Annotated in this window: 24 protein-coding genes and 1 pseudogene; 10 read left to right on the forward strand and 15 right to left on the reverse strand. The window is 75.6% G+C overall.

Going from position 1 to position 21,132, the window contains the following annotated elements; genetic code table 11:
• Positions 1-11: 11 nt before the first annotated feature.
• From ACWPWV_RS17160 to pheS, 3 genes are read right to left on the reverse strand one after another with little or no spacing between them, the layout of a single operon-like run.
• On the reverse strand, positions 12-908 hold the full coding sequence (locus tag ACWPWV_RS17160; RefSeq protein ID WP_454044120.1) for an SDR family oxidoreductase: 897 nt from the start codon (positions 906-908) through the stop codon (positions 12-14).
• The gene (gene pheT / locus ACWPWV_RS17165) at positions 905-3,499 is read right to left on the reverse strand and encodes a phenylalanine--tRNA ligase subunit beta (RefSeq protein WP_454044121.1); all 2,595 of its coding nucleotides are present in this window, start codon (positions 3,497-3,499) and stop codon (positions 905-907) included. The genes ACWPWV_RS17160 and pheT overlap by 4 nt, the downstream gene beginning before the upstream one ends.
• Positions 3,499-4,596, reverse strand: a complete 1,098-nt coding sequence (gene pheS, locus ACWPWV_RS17170; RefSeq protein WP_454044122.1) for a phenylalanine--tRNA ligase subunit alpha — start codon at positions 4,594-4,596, stop codon at positions 3,499-3,501. The genes pheT and pheS overlap by 1 nt, the downstream gene beginning before the upstream one ends.
• Before the next feature lie 288 nt (positions 4,597-4,884).
• Between pheS and ACWPWV_RS17175 the strand changes: the two genes are divergently transcribed.
• The gene (locus tag ACWPWV_RS17175; RefSeq protein WP_454044123.1) at positions 4,885-5,445 is read left to right on the forward strand and encodes a hypothetical protein; all 561 of its coding nucleotides are present in this window, start codon (positions 4,885-4,887) and stop codon (positions 5,443-5,445) included.
• Here ACWPWV_RS17175 and thpR read toward each other — a convergent pair.
• The 5 genes and pseudogenes from thpR to infC form a co-directional block, all read right to left on the reverse strand.
• A complete protein-coding gene (gene thpR / locus ACWPWV_RS17180; RefSeq protein WP_454044124.1) occupies positions 5,435-6,115 on the reverse strand; it encodes an RNA 2',3'-cyclic phosphodiesterase in 681 nt (226 codons plus the stop codon). The genes ACWPWV_RS17175 and thpR overlap by 11 nt on opposite strands.
• A complete protein-coding gene (locus ACWPWV_RS17185; RefSeq protein WP_454044125.1) occupies positions 6,112-7,005 on the reverse strand; it encodes a TrmH family RNA methyltransferase in 894 nt (297 codons plus the stop codon). The genes thpR and ACWPWV_RS17185 overlap by 4 nt, the downstream gene beginning before the upstream one ends.
• Positions 7,006-7,037: 32 nt before the next feature.
• Positions 7,038-7,424 carry a 50S ribosomal protein L20 gene (gene rplT, locus ACWPWV_RS17190; RefSeq protein ID WP_115942427.1) on the reverse strand — a complete coding sequence of 129 codons (387 nt, stop codon included), beginning with the start codon at positions 7,422-7,424 and terminating at the stop codon, positions 7,038-7,040.
• A 69-nt stretch (positions 7,425-7,493) separates the two neighbouring features.
• A complete protein-coding gene (gene rpmI, locus ACWPWV_RS17195; protein ID WP_034653792.1) occupies positions 7,494-7,688 on the reverse strand; it encodes a 50S ribosomal protein L35 in 195 nt (64 codons plus the stop codon).
• A gap of 511 nt (positions 7,689-8,199) precedes the next feature.
• Positions 8,200-8,807, reverse strand: a pseudogene (gene infC, locus ACWPWV_RS17200) (translation initiation factor IF-3); the annotation flags it as partial.
• 450 nt (positions 8,808-9,257) lie between these two features.
• On the opposite strand from infC, the gene ACWPWV_RS17205 reads away from it, so the two are divergent.
• The 6 genes from ACWPWV_RS17205 (at position 9,258) to ACWPWV_RS17230 (ending at position 13,975) form a co-directional block, all read left to right on the forward strand.
• Positions 9,258-9,728 (forward strand): Fur family transcriptional regulator, encoded by a 471-nt coding sequence (locus ACWPWV_RS17205; protein ID WP_454044126.1) that lies wholly within the window; start codon positions 9,258-9,260, stop codon positions 9,726-9,728.
• Between the two features lie 112 nt (positions 9,729-9,840).
• Positions 9,841-11,355: a catalase gene (locus ACWPWV_RS17210; protein ID WP_454044127.1), complete on the forward strand. Its 1,515-nt coding sequence runs from the start codon at positions 9,841-9,843 to the stop codon at positions 11,353-11,355.
• Between the two features lie 156 nt (positions 11,356-11,511).
• Positions 11,512-11,874 (forward strand): DUF1844 domain-containing protein, encoded by a 363-nt coding sequence (locus ACWPWV_RS17215; protein ID WP_454044128.1) that lies wholly within the window; start codon positions 11,512-11,514, stop codon positions 11,872-11,874.
• A 248-nt stretch (positions 11,875-12,122) separates the two neighbouring features.
• Positions 12,123-12,614, forward strand: a complete 492-nt coding sequence (locus ACWPWV_RS17220; protein ID WP_454044129.1) for a hypothetical protein — start codon at positions 12,123-12,125, stop codon at positions 12,612-12,614.
• A complete protein-coding gene (locus tag ACWPWV_RS17225) occupies positions 12,611-13,426 on the forward strand; it encodes a S1C family serine protease (RefSeq protein ID WP_454044130.1) in 816 nt (271 codons plus the stop codon). Before ACWPWV_RS17220 ends, ACWPWV_RS17225 begins: the two co-directional genes overlap by 4 nt.
• A 39-nt stretch (positions 13,427-13,465) precedes the next feature.
• Positions 13,466-13,975: a hypothetical protein gene (locus ACWPWV_RS17230; RefSeq protein ID WP_454044131.1), complete on the forward strand. Its 510-nt coding sequence runs from the start codon at positions 13,466-13,468 to the stop codon at positions 13,973-13,975.
• Between the two features lie 27 nt (positions 13,976-14,002).
• Here the strand turns inward: ACWPWV_RS17230 and ACWPWV_RS17235 are convergent, their stop codons facing one another.
• The 7 genes from ACWPWV_RS17235 to ACWPWV_RS17265 form a co-directional block, all read right to left on the reverse strand.
• A complete protein-coding gene (locus ACWPWV_RS17235) occupies positions 14,003-14,710 on the reverse strand; it encodes an SseB family protein (protein ID WP_454044579.1) in 708 nt (235 codons plus the stop codon).
• An 83-nt stretch (positions 14,711-14,793) separates the two neighbouring features.
• A complete protein-coding gene (gene priA / locus ACWPWV_RS17240) occupies positions 14,794-15,525 on the reverse strand; it encodes a bifunctional 1-(5-phosphoribosyl)-5-((5-phosphoribosylamino)methylideneamino)imidazole-4-carboxamide isomerase/phosphoribosylanthranilate isomerase PriA (protein ID WP_454044132.1) in 732 nt (243 codons plus the stop codon).
• A 104-nt stretch (positions 15,526-15,629) separates the two neighbouring features.
• Complete coding sequence (hisH, locus tag ACWPWV_RS17245; protein WP_454044133.1) at positions 15,630-16,259, reverse strand: imidazole glycerol phosphate synthase subunit HisH; 630 nt, start codon at positions 16,257-16,259, stop codon at positions 15,630-15,632.
• A gap of 41 nt (positions 16,260-16,300) precedes the next feature.
• Entirely contained in the window at positions 16,301-16,840 is a 540-nt protein-coding gene (locus ACWPWV_RS17250) for a hypothetical protein (protein WP_454044134.1), read from the reverse strand.
• Positions 16,837-17,436, reverse strand: coding sequence for an imidazoleglycerol-phosphate dehydratase HisB (gene hisB, locus ACWPWV_RS17255; protein WP_454044135.1), 600 nt, complete (start codon positions 17,434-17,436; stop codon positions 16,837-16,839). Before hisB ends, ACWPWV_RS17250 begins: the two co-directional genes overlap by 4 nt.
• Positions 17,433-18,593, reverse strand: a complete 1,161-nt coding sequence (locus tag ACWPWV_RS17260; RefSeq protein ID WP_454044136.1) for a histidinol-phosphate transaminase — start codon at positions 18,591-18,593, stop codon at positions 17,433-17,435. Before ACWPWV_RS17260 ends, hisB begins: the two co-directional genes overlap by 4 nt.
• An 86-nt stretch (positions 18,594-18,679) precedes the next feature.
• Entirely contained in the window at positions 18,680-18,988 is a 309-nt protein-coding gene (locus tag ACWPWV_RS17265; RefSeq protein ID WP_454044137.1) for a Rieske (2Fe-2S) protein, read from the reverse strand.
• A gap of 170 nt (positions 18,989-19,158) precedes the next feature.
• Between ACWPWV_RS17265 and ACWPWV_RS17270 the strand changes: the two genes are divergently transcribed.
• From ACWPWV_RS17270 to adhP, 3 genes are all read left to right on the forward strand, one after another.
• On the forward strand, positions 19,159-19,395 hold the full coding sequence (locus tag ACWPWV_RS17270) for a hypothetical protein (protein ID WP_454044138.1): 237 nt from the start codon (positions 19,159-19,161) through the stop codon (positions 19,393-19,395).
• On the forward strand, positions 19,392-19,820 hold the full coding sequence (locus ACWPWV_RS17275) for a hypothetical protein (RefSeq protein WP_454044139.1): 429 nt from the start codon (positions 19,392-19,394) through the stop codon (positions 19,818-19,820). Before ACWPWV_RS17270 ends, ACWPWV_RS17275 begins: the two co-directional genes overlap by 4 nt.
• A 99-nt stretch (positions 19,821-19,919) precedes the next feature.
• Positions 19,920-20,951 (forward strand): alcohol dehydrogenase AdhP, encoded by a 1,032-nt coding sequence (adhP, locus tag ACWPWV_RS17280; protein WP_454044140.1) that lies wholly within the window; start codon positions 19,920-19,922, stop codon positions 20,949-20,951.
• Positions 20,952-21,132 lie beyond the last annotated feature (181 nt).

Raw genomic sequence — 21,132 nt, forward strand, 5'->3', positions numbered from 1 at the left:
GGCACCCCCCGTCAGCGGCTCGGCAGGTCGCCGGGCATCGGGTCGTCGTCGCCCCAGCGCGTGACGCGCAGCCGGCGGCCGTCGGGGCCGGGCAGCGTGCGCCCGGCGCGGGCGGCGTCGTCGAGCGCGGCCCGCAACGATGCGGGCGAGTCGTGCGTGACCCGGAGGAAGGCGCCCGAGAACGGATCGAGCTCGCCCCGCGCGACGGCGACGACCATCTCGACGGTGCGCTCGACGGGGGTCCACTCCGTGCGCCCGCGGTGCATGGCCATCGAGCCCGTCATGTCGGTCTGCACGACGCCGGGCGACACCTCGAACGTGCGCAGGCCGCGGTCGTGCCCCGAGCGGTGCAGGTTCGCGCCGAGGCGCAGCAGCGCGGTCTTGCTCGCGTTGTACGCGCTCGCACCGACCATGTCGTGCGAGCCCGCACCGCTGTTGAGGTCGACCACGCGGCCGCCACCCCGGGCGAGCATGCCGGGGATCACGGCGCGCGCGAGCAGGAACGGCCCGCGCACGTTGGTCTCGAGGATCGCCCACCACTCGTCGGGGTCCGCCTCCCACAGCGGCACCTCGGCGTCGACCCGGCCCGCGTTGTTGACGAGCAGGTCGATGCCGCCGAGCTCCGAGCGGGCCGCGGCGACGGCGGCGGCCACCGCGTCGGCGTCGGTGACGTCGGCCGTCACGACGACCGCACGACCCGCGCCCGCCGCCGCGATCTCGTCCGCCACGTCCCGGAGCCGCGCGGCGTCGCGCGCGAGCAGCGCGACGTCGAGCCCCGCGGCGGCGAGACCGACGGCGATCGCCCGTCCGATGCCCCGCGACGCGCCGGTGACGAGGGCGGTCCGGGCCGGCGCGACCGTGCCCGGCCCGTCCTGCGCGCCCGCGGTCTCCTCGCTCCCGGCGCTCATGCGCGCAGCTCCGCCCCGACCCGCTCGCGCGCCGCCTCGACCGCTCCCGCCCGCACGCGCGCGACGTCGTCGGCCGTGAGCGTCCGGTCCGCGGCGCGCAGCCGCAGCGAGAACGCGAGCGACTTGCGGCCCGCGCCCACCTGCTCGCCCGTGAAGACGTCGAACAGCGTCAGGTCCTCGAGGAGCTCGCCCGCACCGGCGGCGACCGCGGAGCGCAGCGCCTCGGCGGTGACGTCGTCGGCCACGACGAACGCGAGGTCCTCCTTCGCGGCGGGGAACGTCGAGACGGGCGCCGCGACGAGCGGCTCCGCGCTCGACCCGGCGAGCAGCGCGGAGAGGTCCACCTCGAACGCGACCGACCGCGCGGGCAGCCCGAGGTTCTCGAGCACCTTCGGGTGCAGCTCGCCCGCGTGCCCGACGACGGTCCCGTCGGCGAGCTCGAGGCGAGCGCAGCGGCCCGGGTGCCAGGGCGCGCGGTCCGTGTCGGCGCGCACCGCGACCTCGGCACCGACGTGCTCCGCGACGAGACGGGCCGCGTCGAGCGCGTCGGTCCAGTCGGCCGCACGACCCGCGCCCCACCAGCCCGCCCGCTCGCGTCGACCGACCAGCACACCGGCGACGTGCCGCGGCTGGTCGGGCACCGCCGCGGCGAGGGCGGCGAGCTCGTCGTCGGACGGGCGCACGCCCGGCGGGAGCGCCGGCGCGGCCGGTGCGCCGGCGCGCGGACGGGTCACGAGTCCCGTCTCGAAGACGGCGACGTCCGGGATGCCGCGGCCGACGTTGCGCCGCGCGGTCTCGAGCAGCGTCGTGAGCAGGTCCGTGCGCATGAGGGGCCGGTCGTCCGCGAGCGGGTTGACCAGGCGCAGGGCCCGACGGCGCTCGTCGTCGGCCGGCAGGCGCAGCGCGTCGAGCTCGGCCGTCCCGACGAACGGGTAGCTGAGCGTCTCGACGAACCCTGCCTCGGCGAGCGCCCGGGCCACCGCGCGGCGGACCGCCTGCTCGCGGGTGAGGCCGCGGCCGCCGGGTGCCTTCGGCAGCACCGACGGGATCGCGTCGTAGCCGACGAGCCGCGCGACCTCCTCGACCAGCTCCGCCGAGCCGGTGAGGTCGGGTCGCCACGACGGGGGCGTGACCACGAGCACGTCCGCACCGTCGGACGACGAGCCGCCCGCGACGTCGCAGCCCAGCGCGCCCAGCGTGCCCACGACCTGCTCGAGCGAGTACGGCACGCCGACGAGCCGCTCCGGCTCCGTGGCAGGCAGCAGCACGGGAGCGGGCGGGGTGACGCGGTCCAGGTCCGAGACCGCCGGGTCGGCGGTGCCGCCCCCGTGCTCGACGAGCAGGTCGACGACGCGCTGCGCGGCGACCGCGGGCAGGCGCGGGTCGACACCGCGCTCGAACCGCTTCGCGGCCTCGCTCGAGAGCTTGTGCCGGCGCGACGTGCGCGCGACCGACACGGGGTCGAAGTGCGCGGCCTCGACGAGGACGTCCGTCGTCGTCGGGCCGACCTCCGAGGACGCCCCGCCCATGACGCCCGCGAGGCCGAGGACGCGGGACGCGCGCGCGCCGCCGGGCGAGTCGGTGATGAGGAGGTCCTGCGCGTCGAGCGCACGGTCGGCGCCGTCGAGCGTCGTCAGCCGCTCCCCCGCCTGCGCGCGCCGGACGACGACCGGCGCGGCGACCTGCGCGAGGTCGTAGGCGTGCAGCGGCTGGCCGAGGTCGAGCATGACGTAGTTCGTCACGTCGACCGCGAGCGAGATGGGTCGCATGCCCGACGCGGTGAGACGTCGCTGCATCCACGCCGGCGTCGTCGCGGCCGGGTCCAGGCCGCGCACGACGCGCGTGACGAAGCGGTCGCAGCCGTCCACGCCGTGGACGGGCGCCACGTCGTCGACCTCCACGGGGAAGCCGTCGGGCGTCGCGGCCGGGGGCGGCGTCGGCAGCGAGGCGGCGAGGCCCCGGTCGGTGAAGCGCGCGCCGGTCGAGTGCGCGTACTCGCGCGCGACCCCGCGGTAGGAGAACGCGTACCCGCGGTCCGGGGTGACGTTGATCTCGAGCACCTCGTTCCCCAGGCCCAGGAGCGCGACGGCGTCCTGGCCCGGGGTGAGGTCGGCCTCGGCGAACCCGAGGCGCGGGAGCACGATGATGCCGTCGTGGTCCTCGCCCAGCCCGAGCTCGCGCTGGGAGCAGATCATGCCGTCGGACACGTGCCCGTAGGTCTTGCGGCTCGCGATGGCGAACGGCCCGGGCAGCACCGCGCCCGGGAGCGCGACGACGACCAGGTCCCCCTCGCCGAAGTTGTGCGCCCCGCACACGATGCCGCGCGGCTCGCCGCCCTGCGACGCCGGGACGCCGTCGACGTTGTGCACGCCGACGTCGACCTGGCACCAGTTGATCGTCTTGCCGTTCTTCTGCGGCTCGGGCGTCAGCGCGAGCACGCGCCCGACGACGAGCGGGCCCGTCACGGCGGCGCCGTGGACCTCCTCCTCCTCGAGGCCGACGCGCACGAGGTCGGCGGCGAGCTGCTCGGCGGTGAGGCCTGCGGGGAGCTCGACGTGGTCGCCGAGCCAGTCCAGGTCGACGTACGGCATCAGACGCCCCTTCCGAGCTGGGCGGAGAAGCGCACGTCGCCCTCCACCATGTCGTGCATGTCCGCGATCTCGTGGCGCAGCATGAGCGTGCGCTCGATGCCCATGCCGAACGCGAACCCCGAGTAGACCTCCGGGTCGACCCCCGCGGCGCGCAGCACGTTCGGGTTGACCATCCCGCAGCCGCCCCACTCGATCCAGCCCGGCCCGCCCTTCTTCTGCGGGAACCACAGGTCCATCTCGGCGCTGGGCTCGGTGAACGGGAAGAAGCTCGGGCGCAGTCGCGTGCGGGCCTCCGGCCCGAACATGGCCCGCGCGAACGCGTCGAGCGTCCCCAGGAGGTTCGCCATCGTCAGACCCTCGTCGACCGCGATGCCCTCGACCTGGTGGAAGACGGGCGTGTGGGTCGCGTCGAGCGCGTCCGTGCGGAACACCTTGCCCGGGCACGCGACGTACAGCGGCACGCCCCGCGCGAGCAGCGAGCGCGCCTGGACGGGGGACGTGTGCGTGCGCAGCACGAGGTTCGACGGCTCGTCGCCGTCGCCCGCGACGTAGAACGTGTCCTGCATCTGGCGCGCCGGGTGGTCGGGGCCGAAGTTCAGCGCGTCGAAGTTGAACCACTCCGCCTCGACCTCGGGGCCGTCGGCGATCTCCCAGCCGAGGCCGACGAAGAAGTCGGCGACCCGCTCCTGCAGCGTCTCGAGCGGGTGGCGCGCGCCCCGCGGGGCGCGGTCGGTCGGCAGCGTGACGTCGACGGCCTCCTCGACGAGGACGCGCTCGTCGCGCTCGGCCTCGAGCTCGGCGTGGCGCGCGGCGAGGGCCTGGTTCAGGCGACCGCGCAGCGGCCCGAGCAGCCGGCCGGCCGTCTTCTTGTCCTCGGGCGGGAGGGAGCCGATCTGCCGGTTCGCGAGCGCGAGCGCGCTGCGGTCGCCGGTGTGCTCGGTGCGCACGGCCTTCAGGGCGTCGAGGTCGCCGGCCGCGGCGACGGCCGCGAGCGCCGCGTCGAGCGCACGCTGCAGGGCGTCGACGTCGAGCGGCGACGGCGCGTCGGTGGGAGGGCCGTCGCTCGCGGGGGCGACGGCGGCGTCAGGGCTGGACATACGAGCCTTCCTGGCGATGTCGGGACAGCTGGCTGGACGGTGGGGAGGGCCCACGGGCGCATCACGAGGGCCGGACGCGCGGACGCGCCGGGCGCGTCCGCGACATTCTAGGGCGCCCGTCCGGGCCCCGACCTACCGGTCGCGTCCGCGTCCCGGTGAGGAGGCGTGACGGCGTACGTCAGCAGCGCGGGCCCGTGACGGGCCCGGGAAATCGACGACCAGCTCGTACGCTCACCCGCCCATCGTCGCACGACGGCGGCTCCTCGCCGACCGGGGCATGATGGGCCCGTGGTGGAGAGGACCCAGCAGGGACCGGCGTGGCCCGCGTACGGACGCGCGGACGCACCGCCCGACCCGCTGCAGCGCACGCTCGACGCCGACCTGTCGACACGGACGCCACCCGCCGGGGGACGGCACCACGAGGACGCTCGGGCCGCGCGGCCGTCGGCACGCAGGGCCGTCGGCCCGCCGTCCGCGGACCGCGTCGCAGCAGCCGCACCCGCCGCGCCGCGGGACCGCGGCTTCTGGGCGTCCCTGCGCCGCGGCCTCCTGCCCGGCGCCGGCGTGGTGCTCGTCGTGCTCGTCGTCGGTCGCGTCACGACCGGCCTGGGTCCGGAGAGCCCCGCCGTCGTCGTGCCGTACGCCGTGACCCTCGTCGTCGGTCCGCTGCTCGGCGTCGTGTGCGCGGTCGGCTGGGCGCGGGACGCGTCCCGCCGACGCGCCGCGCGCGCCGTCGGCGACCCGGCACCGGTGCGGCCGAGCCGGGTGCTGGGCGGCGCGACGACCGTCCTCGGCGTCGTGCTCGCCGCGCTGGTGGCGACCCCGCTGTGGGTCGCCTTCAGCGGCTGACGTCGGGAACGTCGACCGGCTCCCCCGGCCCCGGCCGGGGACCGGTGAGCGGCGCCGAGCCGATCTCGTGGTGCACCGGTCGGCCGGCCCCGAGGTCCGAGGCGACGACGGCGAGGCGCGTCGCCTGCCAGCGGGGACCGTCGTAGACGGCGAGCGCCGCGGCCGGGACCTCGAGCGCGTCCCGCAGCGTCGGCCCGGTGGGGCGGCCCCGCCGGCCGGCCCGTCGGTCCGCCTGGCGTGCACCGGCCGCCGCGCGCGCGACGGTGAGGTGCGCGCGCTGGCGCGGTCGACGGTCGACGCGGGCCCCGGCCGCCGCACCGGCCTCGGCTGCCGACGCGCTCAGCGTGCGCAGGTGGTCCAGGTCGGCGCGGGGGCCGCCGACGCCCACCCACAGCACCCGCCGGTCGAAGACGCCGGCGCCGTGCAGCCCGAGCTCGAGCGCGGGCGTGGCGCGAGCGACCTCGGCGAGGGCGTCGACGAGGTCGGGGACCGCGCCGTCGGGCACCTCGCCGTAGAACGCGACGGTGACGTGCCACAGCTCCCGCGGCGTCCACCGGACGAGGGGCGCGCCGTCGGGGCGAGACGCCTCGTGGGCGCGCACCGCGCCGAGCGCGAGGTCGAGGTGGTCGCTCGCGGCGACGTCGGGGTACACCGCGGCGAAGATCCTCACCCGCGCACCCCGCGGTGGGCCCGGCTGGACGCGTAGAGGCACACCGTGGCGGCGGTCGCGAGGTTGAGCGACTCGGCACGTCCGCGGATGGGGACGCGGACGACCGCGTCCGCGAGGGCGCGGTCCTCCTCGGGGAGCCCCCACGCCTCGTTCCCGAACACCCACGCCGTCGGCCGGGCGAGGTCCGGGAGATCGCGCACACCGTCCGCTCCGGCGGGGACGCTGCCTCGACCCGCGACGTCGAGCAGGTCGTCGAGGTCGTGGTCCCCGGCCCCGTCGGCGGCGAGGACGAGCAGGCCGGCAGCACGCAGGGCGTCCACGGCGTCCTCGAGCGGCAGGCCCGAGACGACGGGGACGTGGAAGAGCGAACCCGCGGTCGAGCGCACGACCTTGGGGTTGTGCACGTCCACGCTGTCGCCCGCGAGGACGACGGCGCCGGCCCCGGCCGCGTCCGCCGCGCGGATCACGGTCCCGGCGTTGCCGGGGTCGCGGACCGTCGCGAGGACCGCGACGAGCAGCGGGCCCGTGGCGCGGGCCGACGCCGTCACCAGCGCCTCGGCCAGAGAGGGGCGCTCCTCGCGCACGACCGCGAGCACGCCCTGCGCGTCCGGGCTCATCGCCGCGAGGACCTCGGGCGTGCCCACGTGGACGTGCAGGGCGGCGGCGCGCGCGTCCGCGACGATCTCGTCGTAGCGCCGTGCCGCCGACGGCGTGAGGTAGAGGTCGCGTACGCGTCCGGGCGCGTGCCGCACCGCCTCGCGCACGGCCTGCGGGCCCTCGACGAGGAGCTGACCGTGCCGCGAACGCGCCGGACGCCCGGACAGGGCCCGGACCGCCCTGACCCGGTCGCTGCGAGGGTTCGTCAGCGTGGGGTCGAGGGGGTCGGGCACCGGCCGGGCGTCCGTGGCGTCGGTGCGGCTGCTCAGGCCGCGGCCTTGGGCGCGTTGACGTCCTCGGGGAGCGCGTCCTTCGCGACCTGGACGAGGGCGTTGAACGCCACCACGTCGTTGACCGCGAGCTCCGCGAGCAGGCGACGGTCGACCTCGACACCCGCGGCCTTGAGGCCCTGGATGAGGCGGTTGTACGTCAGGCCCTGGGCGCGCGACGCCGCGTTGATGCGCTGGATCCACAGCTTGCGGAAGTCGCCCTTGCGCGCCTTGCGGTCACGGTAGGAGTAGACGAGGGAGTGGGTGACCTGCTCCTTCGCCTTGCGGTAGAGGCGCGAGCGCTGGCCGCGGTAGCCGCTGGCGCGCTCGAGGGTCGTACGGCGCTTCTTCTGGGCGTTGACCGCCCGCTTCACGCGTGCCACGTGATGCTCCTTGCAGTTCGGGGCTCAGGGTGAGCCGGTCGGCGACGGGATGCCGTCACCGCGACCGGGTCACTTGCCGAGCAGCTTCTTGATGGACTTGACGTCGGCGGGCGAGACCACCTGGTCTGCGGCGAGGCGGCGCTTGCGCTTGGTCGCCTTGTGCTCCAGGTAGTGGCGGGCGTTGGTCTGCTCGCGCATGACCTTGCCGCTCCCCGTGATGCGGAAGCGCTTCTTGGCACCCGAGTGCGTCTTGTTCTTCGGCATGACTGCCGTCTCTCCTTGTGTCCGGTCAGCCACCTCGCGGTGGCCGACGTGTTCGGGTCCGGGCCGGTGGGCCCGGACCCCGAGCAGGGTCGGTCGGTGCGCCCGGTCGTCAGCCGGTCTTGCCGCGCGGTGAGGGCTTCGGCGCGGGGCGCGGGGCGCCCGGCTTCGGCGCGGGCCGCGGCACGGCAGGCTTGGGCGTGCCGGACGCCGCGGGAGACGGCGCCGCCGCGGGCCGGGGCGCCGGCGGACGCGGTGCCGACCGTGCCGGCTCCGCCGCCTGCGTCCGGGGACGCGGTGCCGCGGGTGCCCTGGCGGGCGCGGCCGCCTTCGCCGGGGCGGGTGCCTTCGCCGGGGCGGGTGCCTGGGCGGGAGCGGGGGCCGGCGACGGCGCGACGGGCTCGGCCGGCGCCTCGGCCACCGGCGTCTCCACCGGTGCCTCCGCGACCGGCGACCCGGCCGGGGCGGTCTCCTCGACCGGGGCCTCGACCTGAGGCGCGTCGTCGTCCTCCGGGGCGTCGGGCTCGCGCTGGGCGGCCCGCTGCGCGGACTTCGTCAGCCGGGGCTCGGCCTCCTGCGCGCGCTTGCGCTGCTCGCTCTTGGCGTCGGCCTTCTTCTTCACCGGGCCGAGGACCATCGTCATGTTGCGCCCGTCCTGCTTGGGCATCGACTCGACGAAGCCCAGGCTCGGAGACGTCGTCCGCGAGGCGCTGCAGCAGACGGACGCCCATCTCGGGGCGCGACTGCTCACGGCCGCGGAACATGATCATGACCTTGACCTTGTCGCCGGCCGAGAGGAACCGCTCGACGTGGCCCTTCTTGGTGCCGTAGTCGTGCGGGTCGATCTTCAGCCGGAAACGGATCTCCTTGAGGACCGTGTTCGCCTGGTTCCGCCGCGCCTCGCGCGCCTTCATGTCCGACTCGTACTTGAACTTGCCGAAGTCCATGAGCCTTGCAGACGGGCGGGCGGGCGTCCGGGGCGACCTCGACCAGGTCGAGGTCGGCGTCCTGGGCAAGGCTCAGGGCAACCTCGGTGCGGACGACGCCGACCTGCTCCCCGCCGGGACCGATGAGCCGGACCTCGGGGACGCGGATCCGATCGTTGATGCGAGGCTCGCTGATGTGATGCTCCTAGGAAGTCGTCGGTAGACCGCCCGGCACGAGGAAGGCCCCCGTCCTGAGCGCAGGGCGGAGGCCATCGGTTCCGGGAGCCGCGGCGCGAGCCACGACGACCACGTCTGGGCGACGCGCCACGCGGGCGAGCCGTCCGGACCAGGACCCGGCCTCTGTCGCGACATGACGTCGACGGTCGAGACCCGGGTGGGATGGGATCCACTTGCGCACCTGCGCGGACCCGCCCCGGCGGGCCGGAGACGGCGGTGGAGCCGCTCCGGATCGCCGACGCACGTCGTGCAGGTCGGTCAGCCAGCAAGACTACCAGAGGCCGGCCCCACCCTGCGCGACCCCGCGCGAGCCCCGCGCCACGCGGCCCGAGCGCCCCGGGACGTGTCCAGGGAACTAGATCGTCTCCATCATTGGAACTCTTCCAGAGAAGCGGGTTAGGGTGGTGCCATGACGACGGGATCGGCACGGTCCGTCGCCGCACCGGACGGTGGGGCGACCACCACGCACCGGGCGGGCCACGAGGCCGAGCTGCGCGAGCACGGGCTGCGCGTCACGGCGGTGCGCCTCGCGGTGCTCGACGCCGTGGACGCCCGCCAGCACGTCGACGCGGACGCCGTGCTGCGTGCGGTGCGCGCGGCGCTGGGTTCCGTCTCGGTCCAGGCGGTCTACGACGTCCTCAACACGCTGACGGACAAGGGCCTGCTCCGGCGCATCGAGCCGGCCGGCCACCCCGCCCGCTACGAGCGCCGCCTCGGGGACAACCACCACCACGTCGTGTGCCGCGCGTGCGGCGCCGTCTCCGACGTCGACTGCACCGAGGGCCACGCCCCGTGCCTCACCCCGAGCAGCACCTCCGGCTTCCGGATCGACACCGCCGAGGTGACGTTCTGGGGCCTGTGCCCCGACTGCGCACCCTGACCCCGACCACCCCCACCGCCTGGACCCGCGCACCCCGCGGCTGCCCGTTTTCGCACGAAGATCACGATCCGGACCCGGTCTCGCCGACCAGGTCCGCTGGAAGGAGCGCCTCATGACCGCCCCGTACACGACGACCAACGCCGGAGCGCCCGTCGCGTCCGACGCACACTCGCAGTCCGTCGGTGCCGACGGCCCGATCGTCCTGCACGACCACTACCTCGTCGAGAAGCTCGCGCAGTTCAACCGCGAGCGGGTCCCGGAGCGAGTCGTCCACGCCAAGGGCGGCGGCGCGTTCGGCACCTTCACGGTGACGGGCGACGTCAGCGCCTACACGCGCGCTGCCGTCTTCCAGCCGGGCACGGCGACCGAGATGCTCGCGCGCTTCTCGTCCGTCGCCGGCGAGCACGGCTCGCCCGACACGTGGCGCGACCCGCGCGGTTTCGCCCTGAAGTTCTACACGAGCGAGGGCAACTACGACCTCGTCGGGAACAACACCCCCGTCTTCTTCATCCGCGACGGCATCAAGTTCCCCGACTTCATCCGCTCGCAGAAGCGCCTGCCCGGGTCGAACCTGCGCGACAACGACATGCAGTGGGACTTCTGGACGCTGTCGCCCGAGTCGGCGCACCAGGTCACGTGGCTCATGGGCGACCGCGGCCTGCCGTCGAGCTGGCGCCACATGGACGGGTTCGGCTCGCACACCTACCAGTGGATCAACGCCGCGGGCGAGCGCTTCTGGGTCAAGTACCACTTCACGACCCAGCAGGGCATCGACAACCTGTCGGCCGACGAGGCGGCGCAGCTCGCGGGCTCCGACGCCGACCACCACATCCGCGACCTCTACGAGCACATCGAGACGGGCGACTTCCCGCGCTGGACGCTGTCGGTCCAGGTCATGCCGTACGAGGACGCGAAGACGTACCGGTTCAACCCGTTCGACCTCACGAAGGTGTGGCCGCACGGCGACTACCCGCTCGTCGAGGTCGGCGTCATGGAGCTCAACCGCAACCCGGAGAACTACTTCGCCGAGATCGAGCAGGCGACGTTCGCGCCGAGCAACTTCGTGCCCGGCATCGCGGCGAGCCCCGACAAGATGCTCCTCGCGCGGATCTTCTCCTACGCGGACGCGCACCGGTACCGCGTCGGCACGAACCACGCCCAGCTCCCGGTGAACGCCCCGCGCGGCGCCGAGGAGGGTGGCCACTCGTACGCGAAGGACGGCGCGATGCGCTACGGCTTCCCCTCCGCGACGACGCCGGTCTACGCGCCGAACAGCCGCGGCGGGGCGCACGCCGACCCGGCCCGTGCGGCCGAGTCCACCGGCTGGGAGGCCGACGGCGAGCTCACGCGCGCGGCCGCGACGCTCCACTCCGAGGACGACGACTTCGGCCAGGCGGGCACGCTCTACCGCGAGGTCTTCGACGGTCCGGCGCGCACCCGCTTCCTCGAGACGATCACGGGCCACGTGGGCGGCGTGCAGAGCGTCGACATCCGCGAGCGGGCGATCCAGTACTGGACGAACGTCGACGCCGAGCTCGGCGCCGCGCTGCGCGTCGCGCTCGAGGCCGAGGGCGCGCCGGTCGAGTCCGGCGAGCCGGGCACGGCGAGCGAGCCCGTGCGCGTCTGACGTCCCGGCCCGACGTCCCGGCCCGGTGCCGGGACGTCGGGCGCCGCCCGGGGACCTCGCGGACCCCGGGCGGCTCCCCCGTTCCGGGCGAGCGCAGGACGTCCTCGTGGCGGCACGCCGTCCCGGCCGCCCGGCCCGGATGGAAGGATGGACGCCATGAGCACCGAGAACTCCCCCGCGCAGGACCCGTCGACGGACGCCGTGCGCGACATCGCGGACGTGGCCGCCGTCGAGGTCATCACCTCGGCCGCGGTGCACCTCATGAGCGCCGCCGCCGTCAAGTGCGGCCTCGCGGAGGACGCCGAGGCGCAGGGCCACCTCGACCTCGACGAGGCACGCAAGCTCATCAACGCGCTCGCCGCCCTCGTCACCGCCAGCGCGCCGGACATCGGCAACCAGCACGCCCGGTCGCTGCGCGACGGGCTGCGCTCGCTGCAGCTCGCCTTCCGCGAGGCCTCCGTGTACCCGGACGCCCCCGGTGACGGGCCCGGCGAGAACTACACGGGCGCGGTGAGTTGAGCACCCCGCCGCCGCCTCCGTCGTCGGGCGGTCCCGCGCCCGGCAGCCCGGCTCCCCCCGGCGCCGCCCCCACGGAGCGCCTGTGGCCGGGCGGCGGCCCCGCGCCCGGCGACCCCGCACCCGGCGACCCCGCACCCGGTGACGGCGAGCAGGTGCCCGGGCACCCGTCGGCGACGCCCGAGCGAGGACCCGGGCAGCCGCCGCCCCCGGCGCCCGCCCCGCGGAGCCGTCGGCGCCGGCGTGCCGTCGTGACGATCGTCCTCCTGTCGCTCCTGCTCGCGGGCGCGCTGGGGCTGGGTGCGTACCTGTGGGTCACCACGGCCCGCTGGCAGGAGACCAGTGCCGACTGGGAGACGCAGGCCCGCGCGCTCGGCGAGGACGTCGCGCGGCTGCAGGCGGACCTCGACGGCGCCAACGCCGAGCTCGAGTCGGCCCGTGGCCAGCTCACCACCGCCCAGGACAGGATCGCCGACCTGGCGAACGAGAAGGCCCAGCTCGGCGACGAGAACGAGGCCTCGCAGCAGTACCTGGACTACCAGAGCAGGGTCTCCGACGCGGCGGGCAAGGTCGCCGCGGCGCTCGGCCAGTGCACGACGGCGCAGTCCCAGCTCATCGGCTACCTCAACAACCGCGACGCCTACGAGCCCGCCGACCTGGAGCGCTTCTCCGGCCAGGTCGACGAGCTGTGCCAGGCGGCGACCGACGCGAACGCGCAGCTCCAGCAGGAGCTCGCGGGATGACGCGGGAGGCCCGGCGGGCGCAGCGGGAGCGGCGCGCGGCGCGGCGCGCCGACCGGTGGACGGCGCGCCCCCGCCGGCGCGCGCCCGTCGCGACCACGGTGGCGGCGTCCGTCGTCGCGGTGTCCGTCGTCGCCGGGTGCGGCGTCCTGCCCGAGCTGCCCGAACCCGTGCCGCAGAGCGTCGTCCCGTCGTTCGCCGCACCGGACGAGCCCTCCGGGTCGGGGGTCCTGTCCCCCGACGGGTCGGACGCGGTGCGACGGATGGCCGTGCGCATCCGCAACGTCGGCTGCGAGGGTCTGTCGACGGGCTCGGGGTTCGCGCTCGACGCCCGCACGCTCGTGACGAACAAGCACGTCGTGGACTCCTCGCGCTCGCTCCAGCTCCTCACCTACGACGGCAGGGACATCGCCGCCCAGACCGCGAGCACCGCGGGTCTCGCCGACCTCGCGATCGTGCGCACGGCCGAGGACCTGCCGTCGGCGCCGACGCTGGCCGCGGCCGACCCGGGCCCGGGCGACCCCGTGACCGTCGTGGGGTACCCGGAGGGCGGGCGCCTCACGGTGACCGAGGGCTCCGTGATCGGCACGACGACCGACCCGCTGCACGAGAACCTCGGCGAGGTCCTCGTGACCGACGCCCCGGTCGAGCCCGGCAGCTCCGGGTCGGCTGCGCTCAACGGGTCGGGCGAGGTCATCGGTGTCGTGTACGCGAAGACCTCGACGGACAAGAGCCTGCTCGTGCCCGTGAGCACCCTCCGCGAGCTGCTCGCCGACGAGTCCTCGTTCAGCGCCGTGACGGAGTGCGGGGGCTGAGCCGCGCGCGACGCGTCGCGGAGGTCTACTGTCGGCGGCATGACAACGAACGCGAGCCCCGGCGACGCGCCCGCCGTCGACCCGGCGCACATCACGCAGGCCGCACGTGACACCCTGACCGTCCGCCGGGTCTACGGGGACGCCTACGAGCGCGGCTCCACGCTCGTCATCCCCGTGGCCACGGTCTGGGGCGGTACCGGCTCCGGCTGGGGCTCCGGCTCCGGCGAGCTGTCGGGCAAGGGGGCGGCCGACTGGCCGTTCCGCGTCGGACGGTCCACGCCCCCGGCCGAGACCGCCACGGAGCGGCCGTCCGACGGTCCCGGCTCCGGCAACGCGGGTGGCGACGCCGGCGGCGAGGGCTCGGGCGGGGGCGGCGGGTTCGGCGTCCGGGTCAAGGCCACGGGCGTGTACGTCGTCGACGACGCGGGCGTGCGCTGGCAGCCGGCCGTCGACGTGAACCGCGTGGTCCTCGGAGGGCAGGCCGTCCTGGCGGTCGTCGGGGTCGCGGCGTCGGTGGCCTGGGCCGTCGGGCGGCTCCGCCGGGGCTGACGAGGTCGGCTCGGACGCCCGGACCCGTCAGTCCGCGCGACCGATCCGCAGCTCGAGCCCGTCCACGCGCCCCGACACGACCTCGTTCGCCGCCAGGGCCGCGTTGACCTGCGCCAGCACGGCGTCGAGACCTGCGCGGTCGAGGCCCGCGTCGATGCGCAGGACGACGGCGACCTCCGCGCGCCGCCCGGGCTCCGCCCACGCGCGCGCGACGTGCGGCACCCCGGCGACGGCCGACGCGACCGCGTCCCGCACCGCGGGCGTGACGACGCCGTCGACCACGGCGGGCTCCCACTCCACGCCCTGGGCGAGGGCCCAGACCGCCGGTCGCGGCACGAGCACGGTGACGGGGCCGGCCGGGTCGACGACCAGCAGAGCCCAGTCCTCGCTGACGGCCGACAGCGCCGCCCGGCGCGCGTCCACGGGGACCGGACGCGCGTCCGCGCGCCACGCCGCCATCGACGCGACCGACGTGAACGCCGGCAGGGCACGACGTCCGTCCGGCGCCTGGAGCGCGACGACGCCGGCAGACGCCTCCTTGTCCACCGTGTGGCCGTGCTCCCCCTCGTCCGACGCCTCGAGCTCGGCGAGGATCGGGACCAGCACGCGCGTGCTCGCGAGCCGGCTCACGACCTGGGCGACCGTCGCCTCCCCGCGCTGGTGCGCGGCGAGCGTCCCGGCCAGCTCGGGATCGGGCGAGCCGTCGTCGCCCGAGAAGCCGGACGAGGGCGGCAGCGCCTTCCCGGCGCCCGCCGCGCCGACACCGGCGCCCGGCTCCGGGCGACCGGGACCGCGGTCGTGGGTGCCGTCGGCCACGGTCACGGCCGGCCCGCGACGTCGAGCGCCTGCGGGAGCGTGAACGCCCCGGCGTACAGCGCCTTGCCCACGATGGTGCCCTCGATGCCGGCGGGCACGAGGGCACGCAGCGCCTCCAGGTCCGCGAGGCTCGAGATGCCCCCCGAGGCGACGACGGGCGCGTCGGTGCGCGACGCGACGTCGCGCAGGAGCTCGAGGTTCGGGCCGCGCAGCGTCCCGTCCTTCGTCACGTCCGTCACGACGTAGCGCGCGCAGCCCGCGGCCTCGAGGCGGTCGAGGACCTCCCACAGGTCGCCGCCCTCCTCCGTCCAGCCGCGCGCCGCGAGGGTCGTGCCCCGCACGTCGAGGCCGACGGCGACCGCGTCGCCGTGCTCCGCGATGACCTTCGCCGTCCAGCCCGGGTTCTCGAGCGCCGCGGTGCCGAGGTTGACCCGCCGGGCGCCGGTGGCGAGCGCGCGCTCGAGCGACGCGTCGTCGCGGATGCCGCCCGACAGCTCGACCTGGACGTCGAGCCGGCCGACGACGTCGGCGAGGAGCTCCGCGTTGGACCCCCGCCCGAACGCCGCGTCGAGGTCCACGAGGTGGATCCACTCCGCACCGCCGGACTGCCAGTCGAGCGCCGCGGCGAGCGGGTCGCCGTACGAGGTCTCGGAGCCCGCCTCGCCCTGCACGAGGCGGACGGCCTGGCCGTCGGCGACGTCGACGGCGGGGAGCAGCACGAGGCGGTCGGTCACGAGGTATCTCCATCGGTCGTGGCGCGGCCTCCCGCGCCGGGTGGTTCGGACGGCCCGCGGTCGCGGCGACGGTCGGACCGTCGGCCGCGCACGGAGACGTCGCGTCAGAGCGTGCGGACCCAGTTCTCGAGCAGGGCCGCGCCCGCGTCGCCGGACTTCTCCGGGTGGAACTGGGTGGCGGACAGCGGGCCGTTCTCCACGGCGGCGACGAACCGGCCGCCGTGGTCGGACCACGTGACGAGGGGACGCCGGATCGAGGACCCGGAGGGCACGTCGTCGCCGAGCGGGAAGGTGCGCGCCGCGTAGGAGTGCACGAAGTAGAAGCGCTCGTCCTGGATGCCGTCGAAGAGGACGGTGCCCTCCGGTGCGTCGACGGTGTCCCAGCCCATGTGCGGGACGACCTCCGCCTCGAGGCGGTCGACGAGCCCGGGCCACTCCCCCAGCCCGTCGGCCAGCGTGCCGTGCTCGTCGCCCTGCTCGAACATCACCTGCATGCCGACGCAGATGCCGAGGACGGGACGCCCGCCCGCGAGCCGGCGCCCGACGATCTCGTTCCCCCGCACCGCCCTGAGGCCGTCCATCACGGCCGCGAACGCGCCGACGCCCGGCACGACGAGACCGTCGGCGTCCTGCGCGCGAGCGCGGTCGGCGGTGAGCTCGACGTCAGCGCCGACGCGCTCGAGAGCACGCACGGCGGACCGCACGTTGCCGAACCCGTAGTCGAGGACCACCACCGAGGGTCGCCGGCCGGCCGCCGGACCGCTGCCGACGGCGCTCACTGCTTGCGCGCCCGGCGACCGGCGGCGGTGAGCAGCCGCATGGCCTTCCACCGGGAGATGGACGAGCTGGCGACGACACCGTCGAGGTCCGCGACGGAGGTGGAGCCGGTGAGCAGGTCCTCGAGCGCTTCGGGAGCACCGCCGAGGACGAGGCCCGGCGCGAGCGTGTCCCCGACCGCGCCGTCGCTCCAGCGCGTCATGGTGAGCTGCTCGCCGCGGCGCTCGACGAGGATGAGCGGGACGCCCTTGACGAGCGTGGTGAGCGCCGCGGCGGCGACCGACGGCGCGTCGCCCGACCGGTCACGGAGCACCGCGACGGCGCCCACGTCGGTCGCGACCACGTCGGCCTCGACCTGGGCGAGCGAGCACGCGGCGGCGAGCGGCTCGGCGCCCGCGATCTGCGTGACGAGCGCGACGAGCTCCGGCTCCGACCCTCCGGTCAGTGACGACAGGTCGTCCGGGACCTCGAGGCCCTCGAGGGACTCGGCGCGCGCACGGTCGTCGTCCGGCGCGCCGAGGGTGGGGTCGGTGCTCACAGTGCTCCCTTGGTCGACGGGACGCCCTCGACGCGCGGGTCGAGCGCGACGGCGGCGCGCAGCGCCCGGGCGAGGGCCTTGAACTGGGCCTCCACGACGTGGTGCGGGTCGCGGCCCGCCAGGACGCGGACGTGGAGGCAGATGCCGGCGTGGTGCGCGATCGACTCGAGCACGTGCCGCGTGAGCGACCCCGTGAAGTGCCCGCCGATCAGGTGGTACTCCTGCCCCTCGGGCTCGCCCGAGTGCACGAGGTACGGACGGCCGGACACGTCCACGACCGCGAGCGCGAGCGCCTCGTCGAGCGGGACCGTGGCGTCGCCGAAGCGCGAGATGCCGCGCTTGTCGCCGAGCGCGACGCGCAGCGCCTCGCCGATCGCGATCGCGACGTCCTCGACCGTGTGGTGCGCGTCGACGTGGGTGTCGCCCGTGGCCTCGACCGTGAGGTCGATGAGCGAGTGCTTGCCCAGCGCGGTGAGCATGTGGTCGTAGAACGGGACGGTCGTCGAGATCTCCGTCCGCCCCGTCCCGTCGAGGTCGAGCTCGACCCGGACGCTCGACTCGCTGGTCGACCGCTCGATGCGCCCTGTGCGACTCACAGTCCTGCCACCTCCACGAGGGCGTCCCGGAACGCCCGCATCTCGTCGCGGGTGCCGATCGACACCCGCAGCCATCCGTCGGGCCCAGTCTCCCGGATGAGCACGCCCCGCTCCAACAGACCGGTCCAGACCGCGTGCCGGTCGGCGAACGTGCCGAAGAGGACGAAGTTCGCGTCGGAGTCCGCGACCTCGAGCGCGCGGCCGTCCGGGTGGCGCAGGGAGCGCAGCCACGCGACGGTCGCGTCGCGCTCGGCGCGCAGCGCGTCCACCTGGGCGAGGAGCTCGTCGGCGTGCGCGAGCGCACCCCGCGCGACCGCCTGCGTGACGGCCGACAGGTGGTACGGCAGGCGCACCACGCGCAGCGCGTCGACGAGCCCGGTCGAGGCCGTGAGATATCCCACCCGTGCGCCGGCGAGCGCGAACGCCTTCGACATCGTGCGCGTGACCGCGAGGTTCGGGTAGCGGTCGAGGAGCTCGAGCGCGGACGGCGTGCCCGCACGCCGGAACTCGCCGTACGCCTCGTCGACGACCACGACGGCGGGTGCCTCGCCGTCACCCGTCGGCACGCGGACCGCGAGCGCCGCCTCGCAGACCGCCTCGACCGTCGCGGCGGGCAGCGCCGTGCCCGTCGGGTTGTTGGGGCTCGCGAGCAGGACGACGGACGGCCGCTCGCGCAGGATCACGTCGCGCGCGTGCCCCGGGTCGAGCGTGAAGTCCTCGGCCCGGCGCCCGACGACCCAGGCGGTGTGCGTGTCGCGCGCGTACTCCGGGTACATCGAGTAGGTCGGTGCGAACGAGACCGCGGTGCGCCCGGGCCCGCCGAAGGCCTGCAGGACGTGGAGCATGATCTCGTTGGACCCGTTCGCCGCCCAGAGCTGCTCGGGCGCACGGTGCACGCCCGACTCCACCTCGAGGTACGCCGCGAGGTCGGCGCGCAGCGCGTGGAAGTCGCGGTCCGGGTACCGGTTGAGCCCGGTGGCCGCGGCCCGGACGTGCTCGGTGATCGTCGCGACGACGGCCGGGCCCGGCGCGTGCGGGTTCTCGTTGACGTTGAGGAGCACGGGCACGTCGAGCTGCGGCGCGCCGTACGGCTCGATGCCGGCGAGCTCGGGGCGCAGCGGCAGCCCGGAGGTCCCGGCGACGGTGGGTGGGGTCACCGGAACAGTCTACGAACCGACCGGCGCCGACCGGCGCCGGCGTCCGGCACGCGGTCACGACGGTCGGTGGGTCGCGGGACCGGGTGTCAGGCCGAGGTGACCTCGCCCGACTCGACCGTGACGGGCACCTCGGGCAGGGGCTCGGGCGCCGGGCCGCCGAGCACGGCGCCGGTCGCGAGGTCGTACCGCGACGCGTGGCACGGGCAGACCAGCTCGCCGTCGCCCGGGGCCACCGTGCACCCTTGGTGGGTGCAGATCGCGCTGAACGCGGCGAACGACCCCTCCTCGGGCTGCGTCACGAGGAGCTGCGCGCCGCCGACCGTGACGCCGAGCGCCCCGCCCACGGGGACGTCGTCGGCCTGGGCGAGCAGGCTCGCCCGGCTCCACGCCCCCACCCTGCTCGCCGCCGTCCGCCGTGCCCGTCCCGCCGCCCGTGCCCGACGGCGCGGGCCCGCCGCACGCGGCCAGGACCAGGAGCGCGGCACCCGCGCCCGAGCCCGTGAGGACCGCTCGCCGAGTCGGTGCGTGCCGCTCGACGACCCCCTCGTCGCGGTGCGGTCCGTCCATGGTGGCCTCCGTCGCAGCGGTGTACCGGGAGGGCGGGGACGTCGTGGAGCCGGCGTGCGCCGACGGCGTGCCCTGTCCGCCGCTCGCCGCCGACGAGCGCCGCACGGCGGACGGCGCTTCAATTGAAGCACCGGGGTCGCAGGTCCGCCCCCGGGCGATCGCCGAGCCGGGCCGCACGCCGGCCCGCACGCCGTTCCCGGCACCCTCGCTCGTCCACCGGACGGAGCCGCGATGACCCTCCCCGGACCTCCCGGGCCCCCCTCCGCCGGGCCGCGCGCCCGTGGCGCGTGGGTGCTCCGCGGCCTGACGGCCGCCGGGCTGCTGCTGTCGGCCGACATCCACCTCGTGCTCTACGTCGAGGGCTACGCCGACATCGACGTCGTGGGGCCGCTCTTCGTGCTCAACGCGGTCGCGGGGCTCGTCCTCGGGATCCTCGTGCTCGTGTGGCGGCACTGGCTCCCGCTGCTCGGTGCGGTCGGGTTCGGCGCCCTGACGCTCGCGGCGTTCTACCTGTCCGCGACGGTCGGGTTCTTCGGGGTCGAGGAGACGGTGCGCGGGACGCAGCAGGTGCTCGCGGCCGTCGCCGAGTGGGTCGTGGTCGTCGCCGGGACGCTCGCGCTCGTGGTGGAGGGACGAAGGTCCCGGGTCGCGTCGCCGTGAGTCCTCCGTCCCTCCGGGCACGGCCCGGCGGCCGACGAGCGCGCGTAGCGTCGATCAGGAGAGACCCTCACCGTCCCCGACCACCTGGAGGAGATCGCGATGACCACCATGCGTGCCGCCGTCGTCCACGACTTCGCCCGCCCGCTCTCGATCGACGAGGTCGAGGTGCCGACGCCCGGGCCGCACGAGGCCCTCGTCGAGGTCGACTACACCGGCGTGTGCCACACCGACCTGCACGCCGCGCACGGGGACTGGCCCGTCAAGCCCGCTCCGCCGTTCGTCCCCGGGCACGAGGGCGTCGGTCACGTCGTGGCCGTCGGTGACCAGGTGACGCGCGTCAAGGTCGGCGACCTCGTCGGCAACGCGTGGCTGTGGAGCGCGTGCGGCGAGTGCGAGTACTGCGAGACGGGCTGGGAGACGCTGTGCCCGGCCCAGAAGAACGGCGGGTACTCGGTCGACGGCTCCTTCGGGCAGTACATGCTGGTCGACGCGCGGTACTGCCCGGTCATCCCGGACGGCGTCGACGAGTCCGCCGTCGGACCGATCCTGTGCGCGGGCGTCACCGTCTACAAGGGTCTCAAGGTCACCGACACCCAGCCGGGCGAGTGGGTCCTCGTCTCGGGCATCGGGGGTCTCGGGCACATCGCGGTGCAGTACGCCGTCGCGATGGGCCGCCGGGTGGCCGCCGTCGACGTGGACGAGGCGAAGCTCGCCCTCGCCCGCAAGCACGGCGCCGAGGTCACCGTGAACGCCGCCACGTCGCCCGACGCCGCCGCGGAGATCCAGCGGCAGACGGGCGGCGGGGTGCACGGCGCGCTCGTCACCGCGGTCAACGCGTACGCCTTCCCGCAGGCCGTGGCGGCGCTGCGGCGCGGAGGGACCGTCTCGCTCGTCGGCCTGCCCCCGGAGAAGTTCCCGCTCGACATCTTCACGACGGTGCTCCTGGGCCTCACCGTCCGCGGGTCGATCGTGGGGACGCGCAAGGACATGGCCGAGGCGATCGACTTCTTCGCGCGCGGCAAGGTGAGCCCGACGTACACCGTCCGGCCGCTCGACGACGTCAACGCGATCTTCGACGAGATGGAGGCGGGCGCGATCGACGGTCGCGTCGTCATGGACATGCGGTCCTGACGGGACCGCGGCTGGGGACGGCCGGGCACACGCAGGGGCGGGTGCGCCTACGATCGGGCGGGTGAGCTCCTCCGACCCGTACGCGGACCTGCCCTTCGACCCGGCCGACGAGCCGCCGCTCGACGACCCGTACGACGCACCCTGGACCGAGCCTGCTGCCGGGGCCGCCGTCGTCCCGGGT

The sequence above is a fragment of the Cellulosimicrobium sp. Marseille-Q8652 genome (assembly GCF_965112045.1).